Origin of the sequence: Streptomyces sp. NBC_00536 (assembly GCF_036346295.1) — a bacterium.
In the GTDB taxonomy this organism is placed as follows: domain Bacteria; phylum Actinomycetota; class Actinomycetes; order Streptomycetales; family Streptomycetaceae; genus Streptomyces.
In genome coordinates, this window is sequence record NZ_CP107819.1 from 1,691,560 (window position 1) to 1,711,294 (window position 19,735).

Genomic DNA, 19,735 nt, shown 5'->3' on the forward strand with positions numbered 1-19,735 from the left:
GCGCCGCCCGTTCTGCTGTCTGCCCGACACTCCATGGCAGACGGGCGGCGCACCACCCTCAGACCGCCCCGGCCCGATCGTTGCGCAGCACCAGCAGGGCCACGTCGTCGGCGAGCCGCCCGCCGGTGTGCCGCAGCAGCGCCGCGTGCACGCCCGCGACCAGCCGCGCGGGCGTGAGCGCGGCGGCGGCCGCCGCCTCGGTGACGGCGCCGCTGAGCGGGAAGAACCGGCCCGCCCGGTCCCGCGCGTCGGCGACCCCGTCGGTGTGCAGGAAGAGGGCCTCCCCGGGCGCGACCCGCCCGCACGGCCGCGCCACCAGCCCCCCGGGCAGCGGCACCACCCCGAGCGGCGGCAACGTCTCCCCACCGAGCACCTCGGCCTCGACGCGCTGCGCGCCAGCGTGCCTCGGACCCGCGTGCCTCAGCCCCGCATACCCCAGCCCCGCCGGCGTTTGAGGCGCGGGGTCCGGGGCGGAGCCCCGGAAGCCTGCGCAGCACGGCTCGGCCACCGGCAGCCACCGCAGCACGATCGGCCACGGATGCCCACAATTCAGCCCCAGCAGGCTGCCGTCCGGCGCGACCTGCAGCAGCAGCACCGTGACGAACTCCTCCGCATCCCCCCGCGCATGCCTCGCCAGAGCCCGCTCCATCCGCCGCAGCACCCCGCCGAGCGTCGGCTCGTCGTACGCCGCTTCGCGGAAGGAACCCAGGACCGCCGCGGCCACGCCCAGCGCCCCCGGCCCGTGCCCGCGGACGTCACCGATGACCACCCGCACCCCGAACCGCGTCGGCAGCGCCTCGTACAGGTCCCCGCCCACCGACAGCTGGGCCGCGGCCAGCGTCAGCCCGTCGATCCGGGCCGGGAGCGGCCGCAGCAGGGCCCGCTGCACCGCGCCCGCGATCTCCTGGCTGCGCCGCAGCTCCGCGAGCAGCTGTCTGCGGATGTGCAGCGCGCATCCGGTGGCCAGCAGCAGGAAGGCGGCGCAGCTGGCCAGGCTCGCCCCGAGCGGGCCGGGGGTGGACAGCTCCCAGGACACCGCGACGCCGCCCCAGGCGAGGACGCACGCCCGGCGCACGTGGGGCATCTCCCCGCGCGTGATCATCCCTAGGGCCTCCCCTCGGCCGGAACGATTGTGTCCACCACCCGGTGCGCGGGACACGGGTCGCCGGGGTTCTCACCCAAATGAGTGAGGGGCGCCCCGGGTGATCCGGTGCGCCCCTCACATACCTGCTACCAGGTGCTACGCGCCGCGCAGCACCGCCCCCGTCCGCTCGGTGGCCAGCGCCACCGCCGCGTCACGGGCGGCCGTGGATTCCTCGGCCGTCAGGGTGCGGTCCGCCGCGCGGAAGCGCAGCGCGTAGGCGAGGGACTTCTTCCCCTCGCCGACCTGCTCGCCGGTGAAGACGTCGAACAGCCGCAGCGATTCGAGGAGTTCACCCGCGCCCTTGCGCAGCGCGGTCTCGACCTCGGCGGCCGGGACGGCGGCGTCCACGATCAGCGCGACGTCCTGGGTCGCCACCGGGAAGGTGGAGATCCGGGGCGCCTGGAGGGTCTCGCCGCCGGCCGCCGCGAGGCGGTCGAGGTCGATCTCCATCGCACTGGTGCGGGCGGGCAGGCCCAGCGCCTTGACGACGCGCGGGTGCAGCTCACCGGCGTGGCCGATGACCTGCTCCACCCCGTCGAGGGTGACGACGAGCTCGGCGCAGCGGCCCGGGTGCCAGGGGCCGTACTGGCCCTGGCGCACGACCAGTTCCGTACCGGCTTCGACGGCCAGCGAGCGGGCGGCCTCGACCGCGTCCGCCCAGTCGGCCGGGTGGCCCTTGCCCCACCAGCCGGCCTGCTCGCGCGCACCGGCCAGCACGACCGCGGCGTACCGCGGCTGCGCGGGCAGGGCCGCGTTCAGGGTCGCGATCTCCTCCGCCGTCGGGCGGCGGTCGACGGGCAGCCGCACCGCGACGCCCGCCTCGGGACCGGCGCGGAAGACCGAGCCCGTCTCGAAGAGCGCGAGGTCGTGGCTGCCGCGGCTGTCGTTGCGGCGCAGGGCGCCCAGCAGACCCGGCAGCAGCGTGCTGCGCAGGGCGGGCTCCTCGTCGGAGATCGGGTTGACGAGCGTGACGACCTGGCGGGCCGCGTCGTGCGCGGGCAGCTGGAGCTGGTCGAAGACCTGGGCGCCGAGGAACGGGTAGTTCAGCGCCTCGACATAACCGGCTCCGGCCAGCGTGCGGCCGATCCGGCGGTGCAGCTGCTGGCGGCCGGTGAGCCCGCGGCCCGACGGGGGCTGCGGCAGCGTGGAGGGCAGGTTCGCGTAGCCCTCCAGCCGGATGACCTCTTCGGCGAGGTCGTTGGGCTCGGCGAGGTCGGGGCGCCACGAGGGCACGGTGACGACCAGCTCGTCCTGGCCGTAGACGTCGCAGCCCACCTCCTGGAGGCGGCGTACGACGGTCTCGCGGCCGTAGTCCACGCCCGCGACCCGGTCCGGGTGGTCCGCGCGCATCGCGATGGTGCGCGGGGCGGAGGGCGCGGACAGCTCGGTGACGCCCGCCTCGGCGGTACCGCCCGCGAGCAGCACCAGCAGGTCGACGGTGCGCTGCGCGGCGGCGGCCGCGGCCTGCGGGTCGACCCCGCGCTCGAAGCGCTTGGACGCCTCGGAGGCGAGCTTGTGGCGGCGGGCGGTGCGCGAGATCGACAGCGCGTCGAAGTGCGCCGCCTCGATGACCACGTCGGTGGTGCCCGAGACCAGGAGGGTCTCGGGGTCGGTGACGGAGTCGGCGATCTCGGTGTTGGCGCCGCCCATGACACCGGCGAGGCCGATCGGCCCGCTGTTGTCGGTGATCACCAGGTCCTCGGCGTCCAGCGTGCGCTTGACGCCGTCGAGGGTGGTGAACTTCTCGCCCTGCTCGGCGCGGCGGACGCCGATGGGACCGTCCACGCGGGAGCGGTCGTAGGCGTGCAGCGGCTGGCCGAGTTCGAGCATCACGTAGTTGGTGACGTCGACCGCGAGCGAGATCGGCCGCATGCCGGCCTTCTGCAGGCGGCGGCTCAGCCAGATCGGCGAGCGGGCCTCGGGGTCGAGGCCGCTGACCGTGCGGGCGGTGAAGCGGTCGCAGCCCTGCGGGTCGGAGATCTGCACCGGGTAGCCGTACGAGTTCGGGCCGGGGACGTCCAGCAGCGCCGGGTCGCGCAGCGGCAGCCCGTAGGCCGTCGCCGTCTCACGGGCCACGCCGCGCATCGACAGGCAGTACCCGCGGTCCGGGGTGACGGCGATGTCGAGGACCTCGTCGGTCAGCTCCAGGAGCTTGATCGCGTCGGTGCCGACCTCGTGCTCGTGCGGCAGCACGATGATGCCGTGCGTGCCGTCGTCGCCCATGCCCAGCTCGTCGCCGGAGCAGATCATGCCGTGGGAGGTACGGCCGTACGTCTTGCGCGAGGCGATCGCGAAGTCGCCGGGCAGCACCGCGCCGGGGAGCACCACGACGACCTTGTCGCCGACGGCGAAGTTCCGCGCGCCGCAGACGATCTCCTGGGGCTCGCCGGTGCCGTTGGCCTGGCCGACGTCGACCGTGCAGAAGCGGATCGGCTTGCGGAAGCCGTCCAGCTCCTCGATGGTCAGGACCTGGCCGACGACCAGGGGACCCTGCAGACCGGCGCCGAGCTGCTCGACGCGCTCGACCTCCAGGCCGGCGTCGACGAGCCGCGCCTGTACGTCACGACCGGTCTCGCCCGCGGGCAGGTCGACGTACTCCCGCAGCCAAGAAAGCGGGACCCGCATCAGATCTCCATCCCGAACGGCCGGGTGAAACGAACGTCACCCTCGACCATGTCTCGCATGTCTTCGACGTTGTGGCGGAACATCAGCATCCGTTCGATGCCGAACCCGAAGGCGAATCCGCTGTACTTCTCGGGGTCCACGCCGCAGGCGACGAGCACCTTGGGGTTGACCATGCCGCAGCCGCCCAGCTCGATCCAGCCCTCGCTGGAGCAGGTGCGGCAGGGGCGGTCGGGGTTGCCCACCGATTCGCCGCGGCACACGTAGCACTGCATGTCCATCTCGGCGGACGGCTCGGTGAACGGGAAGAAGTTCGGGCGCAGCCGGGTGGTCATGTCCGAACCGAAGAGCGCCTGGACCATGTGGTCCAGGGTGCCCTTGAGGTCGGCCATGGTCAGGCCCTCGTCCACGGCGAGCAGCTCGACCTGGTGGAAGACCGGGGTGTGCGTCGCGTCCAGCTCGTCGGTGCGGAACACCCGGCCGGGGCAGACGACGTAGACGGGGGGCTTGCGCTCCAGCAGCGTGCGCGCCTGCACCGGGGAGGTGTGGGTGCGCAGGACGACACCGGACTCGTCGCCGACGGTGCCCTCGGGCCCCTGGACGAAGAAGGTGTCCTGCATCTGGCGCGCGGGGTGGTCGGGGGTGAAGTTGAGGGCGTCGAAGTTGAACCACTCCGCCTCCACCTCCGGGCCCTCGGCCACCTCGTAGCCCATGGCCACGAAGATGTCCGCGATGCGGTCCATCAGCGTGGTCAGGGGGTGGCGGGCGCCGGCCGGGACGCGGTCGTAAGGCAGCGTGACGTCCACGGCCTCCTCGACGAGCACGCGCTCGTCGCGCTCGGCCTCCAGCTCGACGGTGCGCGCGCCGAAGGCCTTGTTCACGGCGCCGCGGGCCTGGCCGACGCGCTTGCCGGCCTCTGCCTTCGCCTGTGGTGGCAGGGCGCCGATCTCGCGGTTGGCGAGCGCCAGGGGCGAGCGGTCGCCCATGTGCGCGGTCTTCGCCTCCCGCAGCGCGTCGAGGTCACCGGCGGAGGCGAAGGCGGCGAGCGCCTCGTCCCGCATGCGCTCGATCTCATCCGGTTTCAGTGCCTCGACCTCAACAGGGTCGTACGACTTGTTCGGTGCCGACATCTCTTCCCGTACTTCCGATGGCTGGCTGGTGGGTCCCCCGCGCGACACGCAGGGCGCGCTCGGCACAAGGACACAAAGGTGCCAAAGGACGAGTCTAAAGGTCGCTGGGGGTGGAGGGAGCCCGTGGGCCGCCTGGCGAGACGCTCCGCAGGGTTACTGCGTGAGGTACGCCGGCGCGGCGACGGGCAGGATAAATCGGAATTCGGCGCCGCCGCCGGGGCCGCGCCCGACCGTGATGGTGCCGCCGTGGGCTTCCACGATGCCCTTGACGATGTACAGGCCCAGACCGGTGCCGCCGCGCTTGCTGCCCCGCCAGAAGCGGGTGAAGACGCGGCGCATGGAGTCCTCGGGGATGCCGGGGCCTTCGTCGGTCACGGTGACGGCCGTACCCATCTCGTTGTCGTTCTTGGTCGCGGTGGCACCGGCAGGGGCGGGTGCCACCTCGATGGTGACCGTTCCCTCACCGTGCCGCACCGCATTTTCGAGAAGATTGCCGAGGATCTGATCGATTTTGTCGGGGTCTGCCCACAGATCGGGCAGCGGGCTCGCGACCCGTACGAGGAACCGGTCCGGTGCCTGGCCGTTCGCGGTGAGCGCCTGGACGTGCCGCGCCACGGCGGTGGCGATGTCCACGGGCTGCCGCCGCACCTCCAGCCGTCCCGAGTCGATCCGGGAGATGTCGAGCAGCTCGGCGATCAGCCGGGTGACCCGGTTGGCGTCGGCGTCGACGGTCTCCAGCATCAGCCGCTTCTGGTCGTCGGTGAACCGCTCCCACTTCGCCAGCAGGGTCGCGGTGAAGCCCTTGACCGAGGTGAGCGGGGAGCGCAGCTCGTGCGCGACGGTGGCGATCAGCTCGGCGTGGCTGCGCTCGGTGCGGCGCCGGGCCTCGGTGCCGCGCAGGCTCACCACGAGGCGGCTGAGCGGCCCGGTGGGGTGCGTACGGACGTAGCGGGCGGAGACCAGCACCTCGCGCCCGCCGGGGAGCAGCAGATTGCGCTCGGGCTGGCCGCGCCGGGTGGCGAGGCCGCCGTACGGATCGGTCAGCGCCCACCAGCGGCGGCCTTCGAGGTCCTCCAGGGGCAGCGCCTGCTCGATCCGGTCGCCGAGGGCCTTGCCCGGGTCCACGGCGGTGATCCGCGCGGCGGCCCGGTTGAAGCAGATGACCCGGCCCGCGTGGTCGGCGACGACCAGCCCGTCGGGCAGGTCGTCGGGGTCCATCCCGAAGCCCGCGCCGAGCAGGTCGCCCGGCCCGGCACTGTCCGTACCGACGGTCATGTCCCCGTACCCCACATCTCCGGTCGGCACAGTGGGCGCCCCCCGGGCCGCCACATTACTAGCTGGGGGTCACGGAGCGGCACCCTCCGGGCGCCCGCTGTGCACGCGCGGAGGCGTAGAGGCACACTGCGGCGGCCGTGGCGAGGTTGAGGCTCTCGGCCTTGCCGTGGATCGGGACGCGCACGACGGCGTCCGCGAGTGCGCGGGTCTCCTCCGGCAGGCCCCAGGCCTCGTTGCCGAACACCCATGCCGAGGGGCCGCCCATGGTGCCCGCGTCCAGCTCGGCGTCGAGGTCGTCCTCGCCCGCGCCGTCGGCGGCCAGGATCCGTACGCCCGCGGCGCGCAGCCCTTCAACGGCCTGCTCGACGGGGACGCCCACGGCCACCGGCAGGTGGAAGAGGGAGCCCACGGAGGCCCGTACGGACTTGGGGTTGTAGAGGTCCACGGAGGCGTCCGTCAGGATCACCGCGTCCGCTCCGGCGGCGTCCGCGCAGCGCAGCACGGTGCCCGCGTTCCCGGGGTCGCGGACGTGCGCCAGGACGGCGACCAGCTTCGGACCGGCCTTGAGGACCGACTCGAAAGAGGTGTCGAGGAAGTGGCAGACGCCGACCAGACCCTGCGGGGTGACCGTCTGGGAGACCTCGGCGAGCACCTCGTCGGAGGCGTAGTGCACGCGCGCGCCGGCGGCCAGGGCCGCCTCGACGATGTCGGCGTAGCGCTCGGCGGCCTCGACGGTCGCGAACAGCTCGATCAGGGTCGCGCCCGCCTCGCCGCGGTGCTCGGCGGCCTCGCGGACGGCCTGCGGGCCCTCGGCGATGAAGCGTCGCTCCTTGGTGCGGAAGTTCCGGCGCGCGAGCCGCCGGGCGGCGGCCACCCGGGGGGATCGCGGGGAGATCGGCTCGGCGGGGACGGGGGTGCCCATGGCGGTCGGCTCGCTTCCGTACGTACTGCGGGTCGCATCAGATCAGAACAGCTCGGAACAGCTCTGACCGGCCGGGAAGGCCGGTCAAACGCACCGGACCCGCAGGCACGAGGCCTGCGGGTCCGGGCTGTGGCCGGTGAGGGCCGGTGAGCCGGTGGGGGCTCGGGAAGGACGGACTGCTTAGGCAGCGGCCTTCGGGGCGTTGACGTCGGCCGGAAGCGCCTTCTGGGCGACCTCGACCAGCGCGGCGAACGCGTTGGCGTCGTTGACGGCCAGCTCGGCGAGGATCTTGCGGTCCACCTCGATGTTGGCGGCGTTCAGACCCTGGATGAGGCGGTTGTACGTCATGCCGTTCTGGCGGGCCGCAGCGTTGATGCGCTGGATCCACAGCCGACGGAAGTCGCCCTTGCGCTTCTTGCGGTCGTTGAAGTTGTAGACCAGGGAGTGGGTGACCTGCTCCTTGGCCTTGCGGTACAGGCGCGAGCGCTGACCGCGGTAGCCCTTGGCGGCCTCGAGGATCGCCCGACGCTTCTTGTGCGCGTTTACTGCCCGCTTGACGCGTGCCACTGTGTACTCCTTGTAGCGGGGCCGTGGATGTCTTCACACGGCCCGAATTCGATGGGGTCCCGGTCCTGACGTCCCGCTCCCCCGAACGGGGAGCGGAGGGACGTCACTTGCCGAGAAGCTTCTTGATCTTCGCGGCGTCGCCGGGGGCCATCTCCGCGGTGCCGGTCAGGCGGCGGGTGACACGGGACGACTTGTGCTCGAGCAGGTGGCGCTTGCCGGCGCGCTCACGGAGCACCTTGCCGGAGCCGGTGATCTTGAAGCGCTTCTTGGAACCGCTGTGCGTCTTGTTCTTCGGCATAGCGCCGTTATCTCCTCGTCGGTGGCGCTCCCACCGGTCCGGATGAACCAGGCTGGCGGGAGCGTCAATTGTGTCGGTTGAATCCGGAGCGGACTGCTCCGGACTCAGGCCTCGGCAGGGGCCTCGGTGGAGGCGTCCTCGGCCGGAGCGGCCTCGGCGGCGGGGGCGTCGTCGGCGACGACCTCGTCGGCTACGGCCTCATCGGCCTCGTCCGCGAGGAACTCGTCCTCGGAACCCTCGTCCGTGGCGGAGAGACCCTGGCGCTCGGCCTTGCGGGCGGCCTGCGCCTCACGGGCCTCGGCCATCGCCTCGGTCTTCTTCTTGTGCGGACCGAGAACCATGATCATGTTTCGGCCGTCCTGCTTCGGGTTCGACTCGATGAACCCGAGGTCCTCGACGTCCGAAGCCAGACGCTGCAGCAGTCGGTAGCCCAGTTCCGGGCGGGACTGCTCGCGACCACGGAACATGATCGTGATCTTGACCTTGTCGCCCTGCTTGAGGAACCGGACGACGTGACCCTTTTTGGTGTCGTAGTCGTGCGGGTCGATCTTCGGCCGGAGCTTCATCTCCTTGATGACCGTGTGCGCCTGGTTCTTGCGCGCCTCACGGGCCTTCATGGCCGACTCGTACTTGAACTTGCCGTAGTCCATGAGCTTGCAGACCGGCGGCCTGGCGGACGCCGCTACCTCGACCAGGTCGAGGTCGTACTCCTGCGCAAGCTCGAGCGCCTTCGCGAGCGGCACGATGCCGACCTGCTCGCCGCTCGGACCGACAAGTCGTACCTCGGGAACGCGAATCCGGTCGTTGATGCGGGGCTCGGTGCTGATGGATCCTCCTCGGTTGCACCACCACACGGCCGCCTGGCAGACAGCCGCGTAACGTCTCTGACGTGAGACCAACCGATCCGGAACATGAAAAATGCCCCGGGACGGGACACAGGCGGGGCTCCTTGGAAATACCGGAACACCACCGCATCACAACATCGCGGGGCGCAGCATCAGGCGGCTTTCCATCGTCCGTACGGAACGATGGATACTGCCTTGACCGGTGACCTGCCATCCCGGGGGACGACTAGGTGGGAGTACGGAGCCTCCACTTGTGGGCCGGACGCATGCGCATCCAGCCGGTCTGGTGACCCCAATATAGCAAGGGGTCTTCCCGGACGCTAACCCGGCCGTGAATCCGGCCATCGGCCCGGCCGCGGGGCGGCTGCGGGGCGGCCCCGCGGGCCGCGCACCGCACCCCGGTCCGTACCCCGGTCCGTACCCCCTCCGGCCCCGGCTTATCGTGAAGACATGACTGACGCGACGCCCCCCGACACCACCGAAGCCGACCAGGCTCCCGACTACGACGCCATGACCCGCGACATCGCGGACGTGCCCGCGGTCGAGGTGATCACCACGGTGGCCGTGCACCTGCTGAGCGCCGCCGCGGTCAACCTGGGCCTGGACAAGCCGGACTCCGAGCACAAGGACCTCGACGAGGCCCGCAAGCTGATCACCGCCCTGGCCGGGCTGGTCACGGCGAGCGCCACCGAGATCAGCTCCTTCCACGCGGCCCCGCTGCGCGACGGCCTGAAGTCGCTCCAGCTGGCCTTCCGCGAGGCCTCGCTGGTCCCGGACGAGCCGGGCCAGGGGCCGGGCGAGAAGTTCACGGGTCCGGTCTTCGGCTGAGCCCGTCCGCGGCCTGAGTGCCGCGAAAAGATCCCGGTGGGTTACCCGGTTTTCCGGGAACCCACCGGGATCTCGCGTTTTCAGCGGTCAGCCGCGGACGAAGAGGGGCTCTCCGGGAGCGGGCGCGTCCGCGGGCAGCAGGGCCAGGTCCAGCCCGCGCACCAGCCGGGCCCGCAGGGTCTCGTCGGCGGCCAGCGCCCGGGCGAGCGCCTGCGCGCTGCGCGCCGGGTCCGCGCCGTCGGCCAGCACGACGGCGAGGGTGCCGTCCGCGTCGGCGCCGCCCGGGCCGAGGTAGGACCGCAGGACGGCGTCCGTCGCGGCCACCGCCGCCCGTACGGCCCCGGTGACGGCCGGATCGGCGAGCGGACCGGCGTCCGTACGGCCTTCGGCCGCCGCGAGCAGCGCCGAGCCGGTCAGCTGGTAGGGCACCGGGCCGGCCAGGTCCAGCACGAGGGTGTCGGCCTTCTCGTGCGCGAGCGCCGCGAGGGCCTGGTGCAGCGGGACGGCCACGGGCCGGGCCGCCGGGTCCCACAGGGCCAGTGCGGCGGTCGAGGTGAAGGCGGGCAGCGCGCGCCGGTTGCCCGCCTTGAGGGTGGGGACGGCCATGTCGCTGCTCTTCTCGCGCTTCAGACCCGTCTCCGGGTCGGTCTCGGTCTCGCCGAGCACCGCGACGACCGGGACGAGCAGGCGGGCGTCCGCGAGGGCCGCCAGTACCTGCGACTCCTGGGTCCTGTCCTGGGCCCACGCGGCGAGGGCCGCGCTCAGCCGGGGATCGGCGGAGCCGTCGTCGTCGGAGAAACCGGGGTCTGGAATGTTCTTCTGGGCCACTTGCCCGACCCTATATCGCGGTGCGGGGCGCTTCCTCCGGCCGACGCCGCCGGAGCAGTACGGCCGCCAGCACGAGCAGCGCCGCCCCGGCGCCCGCCGCGACCGGCGCCGCGTACCGGGCGCGGCGCGCGGGGGGACGTACCGGCTCGGGTCCGGGACCGAAGTAGCGGCTCGGGGCCGGGACCGGGGCCGGGGTGACCGGTTGCGCCTTCAGCCCGTCGGCGGCCTGGAGGGCGGCGACCGGGTCGGCCATGCCGTGCCCGCGCGCGTCGTCGCGGCCGCCGCGGGGCGCGTCGGAGGCGGTGTCCTCCAGCAGCTTCTTGATCTGGGCCGGGGAGAGTTCCGGGTGCGCGGAGCGTACGAGCGCCACGACGCCCGAGACGGAGGCCGCGGCCGCGCTGGTGCCCCAGCCCTCGTAGTAGCCGCGGTCCGGGTCGGCGATGACGATGTCGACGCCGGGGGCGCTGACGGTGGCGTACCAGTTGCGGGTGGAGAAGGGGGCCTTGGCGCCCTTGCGGTCCACGGCGGTGACGGCGATCACGCCGGGGTAGGCGGCCGGGTAGGAGGTGTGGTCGCCCTGCTCGCCGCCGTTGCCCGCCGAGGCGACCACGACCACGCCCTTGGCCAGGGCGTACTGGACGGCCTCGTCCTCGGCGGCCTCGTGGTGGGCGGCCTGGCTGTCGTCGCCCAGGGACATGTTGATGACGTCGGCGCCGTGGTCGGCGGCCCAGCGGATGCCCTCGGCGAGGGCGCCGCCCTTGCTCTCGCGGGCCTTCGCCCGGCCCGGGTCGCCCTCCTCCAGGATCACCCGGACCGGCAGGATCTTCGCCTGCGGTGCGATGCCGATGACGCCCTGCTGCCGGTTGGGGCCGTGGCCGTGCCCGGCGATCACCCCGGCCATGGCGGTGCCGTGCCGGGCCCAGGCCCGGTCGCCGCGGGAGGCGCCCATGCCGATGAGGTCGGCGCCCTCCAGGACCTGGCCGGCCAGGTCGGGGTGGGTGGAGTCGACTCCGGTGTCGAGGACCGCGACCGTGATCCCGGCGCCCTGAGTGGTGCCCCAGGCCTCCTCCGCGCGCAGCGCGGTCAGGCCCCACTGGCGGTCGCGGATGGTGTCGGCGGCGGCGGGCGGTGCGGTGAGGGCCGCGCAGCCGAGGGCGAGCACGGCGCAGACGGCGGCGGAGCGGGTGGCCGAGGTGCGGGTGGCCGAGGCGCGGGGCCGGGGGGTCATCGGGGCGGCTCCGGGGTCGCGCGCGGGGTGGCCGTGGGCGGGGCGGCCAGGGTGCGCAGGGCGCGCTCGATCCGGTCCGCGACGCCCTTGGCCTCGTAGCCGAGGCCCGCCTGGGCGACGGCGCTGGTGTCGTCCTTCCGCACCGCGTCCCCCGCCGGGCGCGGCGCGGCGACCGGGCGGCCGTCCGCGAAGGCGGAGACGGCGTAGACGAGGACGGGCGCCTCGGGCAGGACCGACACCGTCCAGGCACCGCGCTGCCCGTCGGCGAACCCGTACCCGGGCGGGACCGGCAGCCGCCCCCGCAGCGTCGCCATCGCGGGCCCGTCCGCCGGGGTGAAGACCAGGCCGACCGAGACCAGGGCGCTGCGGGTGGCGTCGGTGTAGGTGGCGCGCAGCACGCGGGTGCAGCCGGTGGGCGCGAGCACGGCCCGCCAGTCGGCGGGCAGCGCGGCGTCGCACCCGGCGTCGGGGGCGAGGGCGACCCGGGTCCAGGTCCGGTCGGACCCGCCAGGTCCGGCGCCGCGGCCGTCGAGGACCGGCGGGAAGAGGGTGTCGACGGGGGTGTCCCGCCAGAGGGAGCCCGCCGAGCGGTAGGCGGCGGCGGGGGTCACGGGGCGCTGCCGTGCATGGTGGTCGGACCAGACGCCGAAGGCGGCGGCGCCGATCAGGGCGAGGCCGGCGGTGGCGGCGACCGTGGCGGCCGTCCGGCGGGCCAACCCGTGGCGTGCCGGGGCGGCTTCGCCGCCGGGTGCGCCCGGCTCGCCGGTGTCCCTGGCCCCTCCCGGGCCCGCGGGCGGGACGGTGTCCCGGTCGGACATGGTCATCCGGCGGCTCCGCCCCCGTTCCATCCCGTACCGTGCCTGCGGTTGCCTGCCCGTACTCTACGACGCCCCGCCCGTCCCCCACCCCCGACGTCCCCTCACCCCCCGGGCGGACCAGGGCCGCCCCACCGAGCAGGCCGGCCCCCCGGGCAGGCCCTCAAACGCCGGGCGGGCTGGACCCCGGGGCGGGCCGGAACCACCACATGCCGGTCGGGCTCGGGCCGAGTCGGCCGACGCAGCCTCCGGCGGGCCCTCAAACGCCGGGCAGGCTGAATGACGCACCCCAGCCCGCCCCACAAGCGCGGGTAAGCCCCCACCAGCCCCCCAGAGGGGGCCCCAGGGCCGAGCCGAGCCGAGCCGGTCCGGGCCACACCGGCCACTCCAGCCCCGCCGGCGATTGAGGCGCCCCCAGAGGGCACACCGGACGGACCGGAGCACAGGCACACCAGCCACCCCCAGCCCGCCCCGGGGCCGGACCGGGCCGAGCCGGGCCAACCCACACCAGCCACCCCCAGCCCCGCCGGCGATTGAGGCGCCCCCGGAGGGCACGCCGGACGGACCGGAGCACAGGCACACCAGCCACCCCCAGAGCGCCCCGGGGCCGGACCGGGCCGAGCCGGGCCAACCCACACCAGCCACCCCAGCCCCGCCGGCGATTGAGGCGCCCCCGGAGGGCACACCGGACGGGCCGGGGCACGGGCACACCAGCCACCCCCAGCCCGCCCCGGGGCCGGACCGGGCCGAACCGGGCCGAGCCAACCCACACCGGCCACCCCAGCCCCGCCGGCGATTGAGGCGCCCCCGGAGGGCACACCGGACGGGCCGGGGCACGGGCACAGCAGCCGCCCCCAGCCCGCCGGCGATTGAGGCGCGCCCGGGGCCCTACCCACTGGTAGACCGGCATGGCAAGCTGCGCCCATGACTTCCCCCGCCGCCGACCGGGCCCGTTACGACCGGGCCACCGCCCACCTCGACGCGCCGCTGGCCATCGTGGATCTCGACGCGTTCGACGCCAACGCCGACGACCTCGTGCGCCGGGCCGGCGGGAAGCCGATCCGGGTGGCGAGCAAGTCGGTCCGGTGCCGGGCCCTGCTCGAACGGGTGCTGGCCCGCCCGGGGTTCGCCGGGATCATGTCGTACACCCTCGCCGAGTCCCTGTGGCTGGCCCGCTCCGGTTTCGAGGACGTGCTCCTCGCCTACCCGTCCGCCGACCGCACCGGCTTCGCCGAACTCGCCTCCGACCCCAAGCTCGCCGCCACCGTCACCGTGATGATCGACGACCCGGCGCAGCTGGAGCTGATCGACCATTCCCGCGGCGACGGGACCGAGGAGATCCGGGTCTGCCTCGAACTGGACACCGCCCTGCACCTGTTGGGCGGCCTGGTCCGGGTCGGCGCCCGCCGCTCCCCGTTGCGCGAACCGGCCCAGCTGGCGGCACTGGCCCGCGCCGTCACCGCGCGCCCGGGTTTCCGGGTGGTCGGGCTGATGGGGTACGAGGGCCATGTGGCGGGCGTGGGCGACTCCCTGACGGGCCGTCCGTTGCGCTCGCGCGCGATCCGGCTGATGCAGGCCACGGCCCGCAAGGAGCTGGCGGAGCGGCGCGCGGAGACCGTACGGGCGGTGCGCGCGGTCGTCGGCGAGCTGGAGTTCGTCAACGGCGGCGGCACGGGCAGCGTGCAGCAGACGGCCGCCGAGCACGCGGTGACGGAGATCGCCGCCGGGTCGGGTCTCTACGTACCGCGCCTGTTCGACAACTACACGTCGTTCCGCGGCCGTCCGGCGGCCCTGTTCGCGCAGCCGGTGGTCCGGCGCCCGGGCGTCGGGGTGATCACCGTCCTGGGCGGGGGCTATCCGGCCTCGGGCGCGGCGGGCGCCGACCGGCTGCCGCAGCCGTACCTGCCGCAGGGCCTGCGCTACGACGCGCAGGAGGGGGCCGGTGAGGTGCAGACCCCGCTGCTCGGCGCGCCCGCGGACGACCTGCGGATCGGTGACCGGGTGTGGTTCCGGCACGCGAAGGCCGGGGAGCTGTGCGAGCGCTTCGACGCGCTGCACCTGGTCGAGGGCGACCGGGTGACGGCCACCGCCCCGACGTACCGGGGCGAGGGCCGTACCTTCCTCTGACCCGACGAGGAGGGGTCTAGAAGACGGAGTCCGTCTGGTTCGGGATGACGCTGGTGTCACCGCGCAGCACCGGACCGGGCGTTCCGTCGTGTCCGGTGAAGCCCGTGGTCGCGCACGGGTACTGGGCGGCCTTCTGCTTCTTCGGCTCGATGAACATCGGGTTGACGATCCAGCGGCCGTCGCTGTTGTCGTAGGCCCGGCACATCAGCTCGTTCTTGTTGCGGTTCAGGACCAGCCGCAGGCCGGTCGCGTCGCGCAGGAACGAGACGTCGGTGTCGGAGTCCCCGGCGGCGAAGACCTGGCGGCGGTTGGCGGGCTGGACCTTCTCGGCGGCCGCGCCGCGCACCCCGAAGATCTCCTTGTTGATCCAGCAGCGCTTGCCGTCGACGTAGGTGATCATCGTGTCGTCGCCGTCGCGCACCGAGCCGCAGCCCTGGAGGTGCGGGGTGAAGGTGCCGTCGTGCGCGGTGGTGTTGCGGATGCCGATGACGTGGTCGGCGGCCACGCCGACGCCCTTGGCCCACACCTCGACGACCGGCTGCGGCGAGGCCGAGCTGATCCAGACGTCGAATCCGGCCTTCCGCAGGCCGTCGATCAGGTCCTTCTGCTGGTCGTAGTAGCGCACCCAGCCGGTGGCGGTGGCGCTGCCCACCTGCTGGGTGGTGCCGACGGGCGCGGCGAGGTTCTCGGTGCGCGCGGCGGTGGCGAAGGAGCGGACCTCGCGGGCGGTGTAGCCCTGGGTCAGCTGGGGCAGCCAGGCGTACGCGGGCTCGATGGTCCGGCGGTCCCAGCCCGCGAAGGCGGCGGCGCCGGCCTTGGTGGCGGCGGTGCCGTAGACGGCGTTGATCTCGTCGGCGCAGCGGATGCCCCGGGGGGTGCCGTCGCCGGTGGGCAGCGGGGCCCCGGGGCGGGCGAGCGCGCCGCAGGCGTCGGCGAGGGCCGCGGTGGCGGCCGGGGTGAGGTAGCGGCTGGTGGTGCTCCAGTCGCCGCGCGCGGGCTGGCGGATCTTGCCGTTGCGCAGCATCCAGAACATGGTGGCGTCGCCGACGTCGTTCTTGACGACGGTGTTGTCCCAGTCGAAGACGGCGACGGGCTTGTCGCGGCTGGGGCGGTACGGGTTGCACCGGCCGTACTGGTCGATCAGCTGCTGGAGGCGGGCCTGGTTGTCGCCGTACCAGCCGGCGCCGACCTTCGGGGTGGTGCAGTGGGTGCCGGGGCGGGCCGCCTGGGCGGCGGGCGCGGCGGCCACGAGGGTGCCGGCGGCTATCGCGACGGCGGCGCCGACGGCCTGGAGCCGTCGTGCGGTGCTGGGCTGGGTCACTGAGGTGAACGCTCCTGATTCTTACGAAGATCGTCGCGGACGATAGAGCACGACAGCCGGGCGTCGCGCGACGCCCGGCTGTCGGGAGGGTGCTGTCCAGGTGAACGCTCGGGGGCGGTGGCTCCCCGGGGCGCTGACCGGGCCTACAGCGGGGTGACGTACGCGCCCGCGATGCCGCCGTCGACCAGGAAGTCGGTGGCGTTGACGAAGGAGGAGTCGTCGCTGGCGAGGAAGGCGACGGCGGCGGCGATCTCGGTGGGTTCGGCGAAGCGGCCGACCGGGATGTGCACGAGGCGGCGCGCGGCGCGCTCCGGGTCCTTGGCGAACAGCTCCTGGAGCAGCGGGGTGTTGACCGGTCCCGGGCACAGGGCGTTGACCCGGATGCCCTCGCGGGCGAACTGCACGCCCAGTTCGCGGGACATGGCCAGCACGCCGCCCTTGGAGGCGGTGTAGGAGATCTGGGAGGTGGCGGCGCCCATGATGGCCACGAAGGAGGCCGTGTTGATGATGGATCCGCGGCCCTGGCGCTGCATGTAGGGCAGGGCGGCCTTGCAGCACAGGTAGACGGAGGTCAGGTTGACGTCCTGGACCCGCTTCCAGGCTTCCAGGCCGGTGGTGAGGATCGAGTCGTCGTCCGGGGGCGAGATGCCCGCGTTGTTGAAGGCGATGTCGACGGAGCCGTAGGTGTCGAAGGCGGTCTTGAAGAGGGCCTCGACCTCCTCGGGGCTGGTGACGTCGACCTTCACGAAGGTGCCGCCGACCTCTTCGGCGGCGGCCTTCCCGGCGCTCTCGTCGATGTCGCCGCAGACGACGTTGGCGCCCTCGGAGGCGAGGCGGCGGGCGGTGGCGAGGCCGATGCCGCTGCCGGCTCCGGTGATGACGGCGGTGCGGCCGACGAGGCGGCGGCAGATGATCTCTTCGTTGGACATGCTGGTCAGGCCTCCGTGCTGATGAAGACGTTCTTGGTCTCGGTGAATGCGGTGAGGGCGTCGGGTCCGAGTTCGCGGCCGAGGCCGGACTGCTTGTACCCGCCGAAGGGGGTCCAGTAGCGGACGCTGCTGTGGGAGTTGACGGAGAGGTTGCCCGCGGCGACGGCGCGCGAGACGCGCAGGGCGCGGCCCACGTCGCGGGTCCAGAGGGAGCCGGAGAGCCCGTATTCGGTGGCGTTGGCCAGCCGTACGGCGTCCTCCTCGTCCTCGAAGGGCAGGACGACGGCGACCGGGCCGAAGACCTCTTCGGCGGCGACGGGGGCGGTGGGGTCGACCCCGGTCACCAGGGTGGGCGGGTACCAGAAGCCGGGGCCTTCGGGGGCGGCGCCGCGGACCGCGGTGAGGTCGTCGGTGACGTAGGACCGTACGCGCTCCAGCTGGGCCCGGGAGATCAGCGGGCCCATCTGGGTCTTCTCGTCGGCCGGGTCGCCGACGACGACGCCCTCGATCCCGGGGGCGATCAGGTCGAGGAAGCGGTCGTACACGGAGCGCTGGACCAGGATGCGGGTGCGGGCGCAGCAGTCCTGGCCGGTGTTGTCGAGGAAGGCCATCGGGGCGGCGGCCGCGGCGGCTTCGAGGTCGGCGTCGGCGAAGACGATGTTGGGGCTCTTGCCGCCGAGTTCGAGGGTGACGCGCTTCACCCGTTCGGCGCACTTGGCCATGATCTGCTTGCCGACTCCGGTGGAGCCGGTGAAGACGATCTTCGCGACCCCGGGGTGTTCGACGAGCGCGTTGCCCGCGACCGGTCCCCGGCCGGGCAGCACCTGGAAGAGGTGTTCGGGCAGACCGGCCTCCAGGGCGAGTTCGGCCAGTCGCAGCGCGGTGAGCGGGGTGGTCTCGGCGGGCTTGAGGATGACGGCGTTGCCCGCGGCGAGGGCGGGCGCCAGGCCCCAGGCCGCGATCGGCATGGGGAAGTTCCAGGGGGCGATCACGCCGATGACGCCGAGGGGTTCGAGGAAGGTGACGTCGAGGCCGCCGGCCACCGGGATCTGCCGCCCGGAGAGCCGCTCCACTCCCCCGGCCGCGAATTCGAGCAGGTCGCGCACGTTGCCCGCTTCCCAGCGGGCGTTGCCGATGGTGTGGCCGGCCTCGCGGACCTCCAGCCAGGCGAGCTCCTCGCGGTGCTCGTCCACCGCGGCGGCGAAGCGGCGCAGCAGCCGGGCCCGGTCGGCGGGCGCGGCGGCGGCCCAGCCGCGCTGGGCCGCGGTGGCCCGTACGACGGCGGCGTCGACATCGTCCCGTGTGGCGGCCGGGACGGTGGCGACGACCTCCTCGGTGGCCGGGTTCAGTACGTCCAGCGCATCGGATGACACGTGGTGCCCTCTCAGTGGTGGTTGACCTGGGTGGTTCACCTGCTCTTACCGGGACCTACAGGCGTTCGAAGGAGCGGCGCAGCTCCCAGTCGGTCACGGCGGAGTCGTAGGCGTCGAGTTCGACCCGGGCCATGTTCCGGTAGTGGGCGACCACTTCGGGGCCGAAGGCGGCCTTGGCGATCTCGCTGTTCTCCCACAGCTCGGCGGCCTCGCGCAGGGTGGTGGGGACGTGCGCGTAGTCGGCGGTGTAGGCGTTGCCCGCGCAGGCCTCAGGGAGTTCCAGGCGGTTCTCGATGCCGTAGAGGCCGGCCGCGACCAGACCGGCGACGGCCAGGTACTGGTTGACGTCGCCGCCCGGGAGGCGGTTCTCGAAGCGCATGGAGCGGCCGTGGCCGACCACCCGGAGGGCGCAGGTCCGGTTGTCCACGCCCCAGGCGACGGCGGTCGGCGCGAAGGATCCCGGCCGGAAACGCTTGTACGAGTTGATGTTGGGGGCGTAGAGAAGGGAGAAGTCCCGCAGCGCGGCCAGCTGACCGGCCAGGAAGTGACGCATCACCGGTGACATTCCGCCGTGTGCGTCATCCCCCTCGCCCTCGCCCGCCATCACGTTGCGTCCGTCGGCGTCGTTGAGCGAGAGGTGGATGTGACAGGAGTTGCCCTCGCGCTCGTCGTACTTGGCCATGAAGGTGAGCGAGACACCTTCCTGGGAGGCGATCTCCTTGGCCCCGGTCTTGTAGACCGCGTGCTGGTCACAGGTGACCACGGCTTCGTCGTAGCGGAAGGCGATCTCGTGCTGCCCGAGGTTGCACTCGCCCTTGGCCGACTCGACGACCAGGCCCGCGGCCTGCATCTCGTTGCGGATCCGGCGCAGCAGCGGCTCGATCCGGCCGGTGCCGAGGACGGAGTAGTCGATGTTGTACTGGTTGGCCGGGGTCAGGTGGCGGTAGTTGGCGTCCCAGGCCTGCTCGTAGGTGTCCTGGAAGACCATGAACTCCAGCTCGGTGCCCACCATCGCGGTGTACCCGTGCCCGGCGAGGCGCTCCAGCTGGCGCCGCAGGATCTGGCGGGGCGCGGCGACGACGGGCGAGCCGTCGTTCCAGGCGAGGTCCGCGAGGACCAGCGCGCTGCCCGGGTTCCAGGGGATGCGGCGCAGGGTGGCCAGGTCGGGGTGCATGGCGAAGTCGCCGTAGCCCCGGTCCCAGGAGGACATCTCGTACCCGTCGACCGTGTTCATGTCGGTGTCGACGGCGAGCAGGTAGTTGCAGCCCTCGGTGCCGTGGGACATGACCTCGTCGAGGAAGAACTGTGCGGCGAACCGCTTGCCCTGGAGCCGCCCCTGCATGTCGGGGAAGGCCAGGACCACTGTGTCGATCTCGCCGTCGGCGACAAGGGCGCGAAGCTCCTCGGGCGCGAGCGGCGGCATGCGGTCTACCACGGGAATCTCTCCTTCGGTGAGCCGAGGAGGCCTAAGGTATTGAATAGA

The 19,735-nt window shown here is 73.2% G+C and carries 17 protein-coding genes; 2 read left to right on the top strand and 15 right to left on the bottom strand.

What is annotated here, in order from left to right; genetic code table 11:
• Positions 1-58: 58 nt before the first annotated feature.
• The 8 genes from OHS33_RS07210 to infC form a co-directional block, all read right to left on the bottom strand.
• Positions 59-1,102 carry a PP2C family protein-serine/threonine phosphatase gene (locus OHS33_RS07210; protein WP_330329542.1) on the bottom strand — a complete coding sequence of 348 codons (1,044 nt, stop codon included), beginning with the start codon at positions 1,100-1,102 and terminating at the stop codon, positions 59-61.
• A gap of 138 nt (positions 1,103-1,240) precedes the next feature.
• Positions 1,241-3,769, bottom strand: coding sequence for a phenylalanine--tRNA ligase subunit beta (gene pheT / locus OHS33_RS07215; RefSeq protein WP_330329543.1), 2,529 nt, complete (start codon positions 3,767-3,769; stop codon positions 1,241-1,243).
• The gene (gene pheS, locus OHS33_RS07220) at positions 3,769-4,896 is read right to left on the bottom strand and encodes a phenylalanine--tRNA ligase subunit alpha (RefSeq protein WP_330329544.1); all 1,128 of its coding nucleotides are present in this window, start codon (positions 4,894-4,896) and stop codon (positions 3,769-3,771) included. Before pheS ends, pheT begins: the two co-directional genes overlap by 1 nt.
• A gap of 153 nt (positions 4,897-5,049) precedes the next feature.
• Positions 5,050-6,171 (bottom strand): sensor histidine kinase, encoded by a 1,122-nt coding sequence (locus OHS33_RS07225; RefSeq protein WP_330329545.1) that lies wholly within the window; start codon positions 6,169-6,171, stop codon positions 5,050-5,052.
• Between the two features lie 58 nt (positions 6,172-6,229).
• Positions 6,230-7,093: a TrmH family RNA methyltransferase gene (locus OHS33_RS07230; protein WP_330329546.1), complete on the bottom strand. Its 864-nt coding sequence runs from the start codon at positions 7,091-7,093 to the stop codon at positions 6,230-6,232.
• Positions 7,094-7,273: 180 nt separating this feature from the next.
• Positions 7,274-7,660, bottom strand: coding sequence for a 50S ribosomal protein L20 (gene rplT / locus OHS33_RS07235; protein WP_330329547.1), 387 nt, complete (start codon positions 7,658-7,660; stop codon positions 7,274-7,276).
• A gap of 103 nt (positions 7,661-7,763) precedes the next feature.
• A complete protein-coding gene (gene rpmI, locus OHS33_RS07240; protein WP_030387121.1) occupies positions 7,764-7,958 on the bottom strand; it encodes a 50S ribosomal protein L35 in 195 nt (64 codons plus the stop codon).
• A gap of 104 nt (positions 7,959-8,062) precedes the next feature.
• Positions 8,063-8,785, bottom strand: a complete 723-nt coding sequence (gene infC / locus OHS33_RS07245; protein WP_330334938.1) for a translation initiation factor IF-3 — start codon at positions 8,783-8,785, stop codon at positions 8,063-8,065.
• Between the two features lie 468 nt (positions 8,786-9,253).
• Between infC and OHS33_RS07250 the strand changes: the two genes are divergently transcribed.
• Positions 9,254-9,631 carry a DUF1844 domain-containing protein gene (locus tag OHS33_RS07250; protein ID WP_330329548.1) on the top strand — a complete coding sequence of 126 codons (378 nt, stop codon included), beginning with the start codon at positions 9,254-9,256 and terminating at the stop codon, positions 9,629-9,631.
• Between the two features lie 87 nt (positions 9,632-9,718).
• Here the strand turns inward: OHS33_RS07250 and OHS33_RS07255 are convergent, their stop codons facing one another.
• The 3 genes from OHS33_RS07255 to OHS33_RS07265 are packed head-to-tail and all read right to left on the bottom strand — an operon-like array spanning position 9,719 to position 12,511.
• Positions 9,719-10,459 (bottom strand): SseB family protein, encoded by a 741-nt coding sequence (locus tag OHS33_RS07255; protein WP_330329549.1) that lies wholly within the window; start codon positions 10,457-10,459, stop codon positions 9,719-9,721.
• A 10-nt stretch (positions 10,460-10,469) separates the two neighbouring features.
• On the bottom strand, positions 10,470-11,687 hold the full coding sequence (mycP, locus tag OHS33_RS07260; RefSeq protein WP_330329550.1) for a type VII secretion-associated serine protease mycosin: 1,218 nt from the start codon (positions 11,685-11,687) through the stop codon (positions 10,470-10,472).
• Positions 11,684-12,511 carry a hypothetical protein gene (locus OHS33_RS07265; protein WP_330329551.1) on the bottom strand — a complete coding sequence of 276 codons (828 nt, stop codon included), beginning with the start codon at positions 12,509-12,511 and terminating at the stop codon, positions 11,684-11,686. Before OHS33_RS07265 ends, mycP begins: the two co-directional genes overlap by 4 nt.
• Positions 12,512-13,426: 915 nt before the next feature.
• On the opposite strand from OHS33_RS07265, the gene OHS33_RS07270 reads away from it, so the two are divergent.
• Positions 13,427-14,629, top strand: coding sequence for an amino acid deaminase/aldolase (locus tag OHS33_RS07270; RefSeq protein ID WP_330329552.1), 1,203 nt, complete (start codon positions 13,427-13,429; stop codon positions 14,627-14,629).
• A 16-nt stretch (positions 14,630-14,645) separates the two neighbouring features.
• Here OHS33_RS07270 and OHS33_RS07275 read toward each other — a convergent pair whose 3' ends face one another.
• The 4 genes from OHS33_RS07275 to OHS33_RS07290 form a co-directional block, all read right to left on the bottom strand.
• On the bottom strand, positions 14,646-15,950 hold the full coding sequence (locus tag OHS33_RS07275; RefSeq protein ID WP_330329553.1) for a haloacid dehalogenase-like hydrolase: 1,305 nt from the start codon (positions 15,948-15,950) through the stop codon (positions 14,646-14,648).
• A gap of 143 nt (positions 15,951-16,093) precedes the next feature.
• Positions 16,094-16,879 (bottom strand): 3-oxoacyl-ACP reductase, encoded by a 786-nt coding sequence (locus OHS33_RS07280; protein WP_330329554.1) that lies wholly within the window; start codon positions 16,877-16,879, stop codon positions 16,094-16,096.
• A gap of 5 nt (positions 16,880-16,884) precedes the next feature.
• Complete coding sequence (locus tag OHS33_RS07285; protein ID WP_330329555.1) at positions 16,885-18,252, bottom strand: aldehyde dehydrogenase family protein; 1,368 nt, start codon at positions 18,250-18,252, stop codon at positions 16,885-16,887.
• Positions 18,253-18,307: 55 nt separating this feature from the next.
• Positions 18,308-19,687 (bottom strand): glutamine synthetase family protein, encoded by a 1,380-nt coding sequence (locus tag OHS33_RS07290; RefSeq protein WP_330329556.1) that lies wholly within the window; start codon positions 19,685-19,687, stop codon positions 18,308-18,310.
• Positions 19,688-19,735 lie beyond the last annotated feature (48 nt).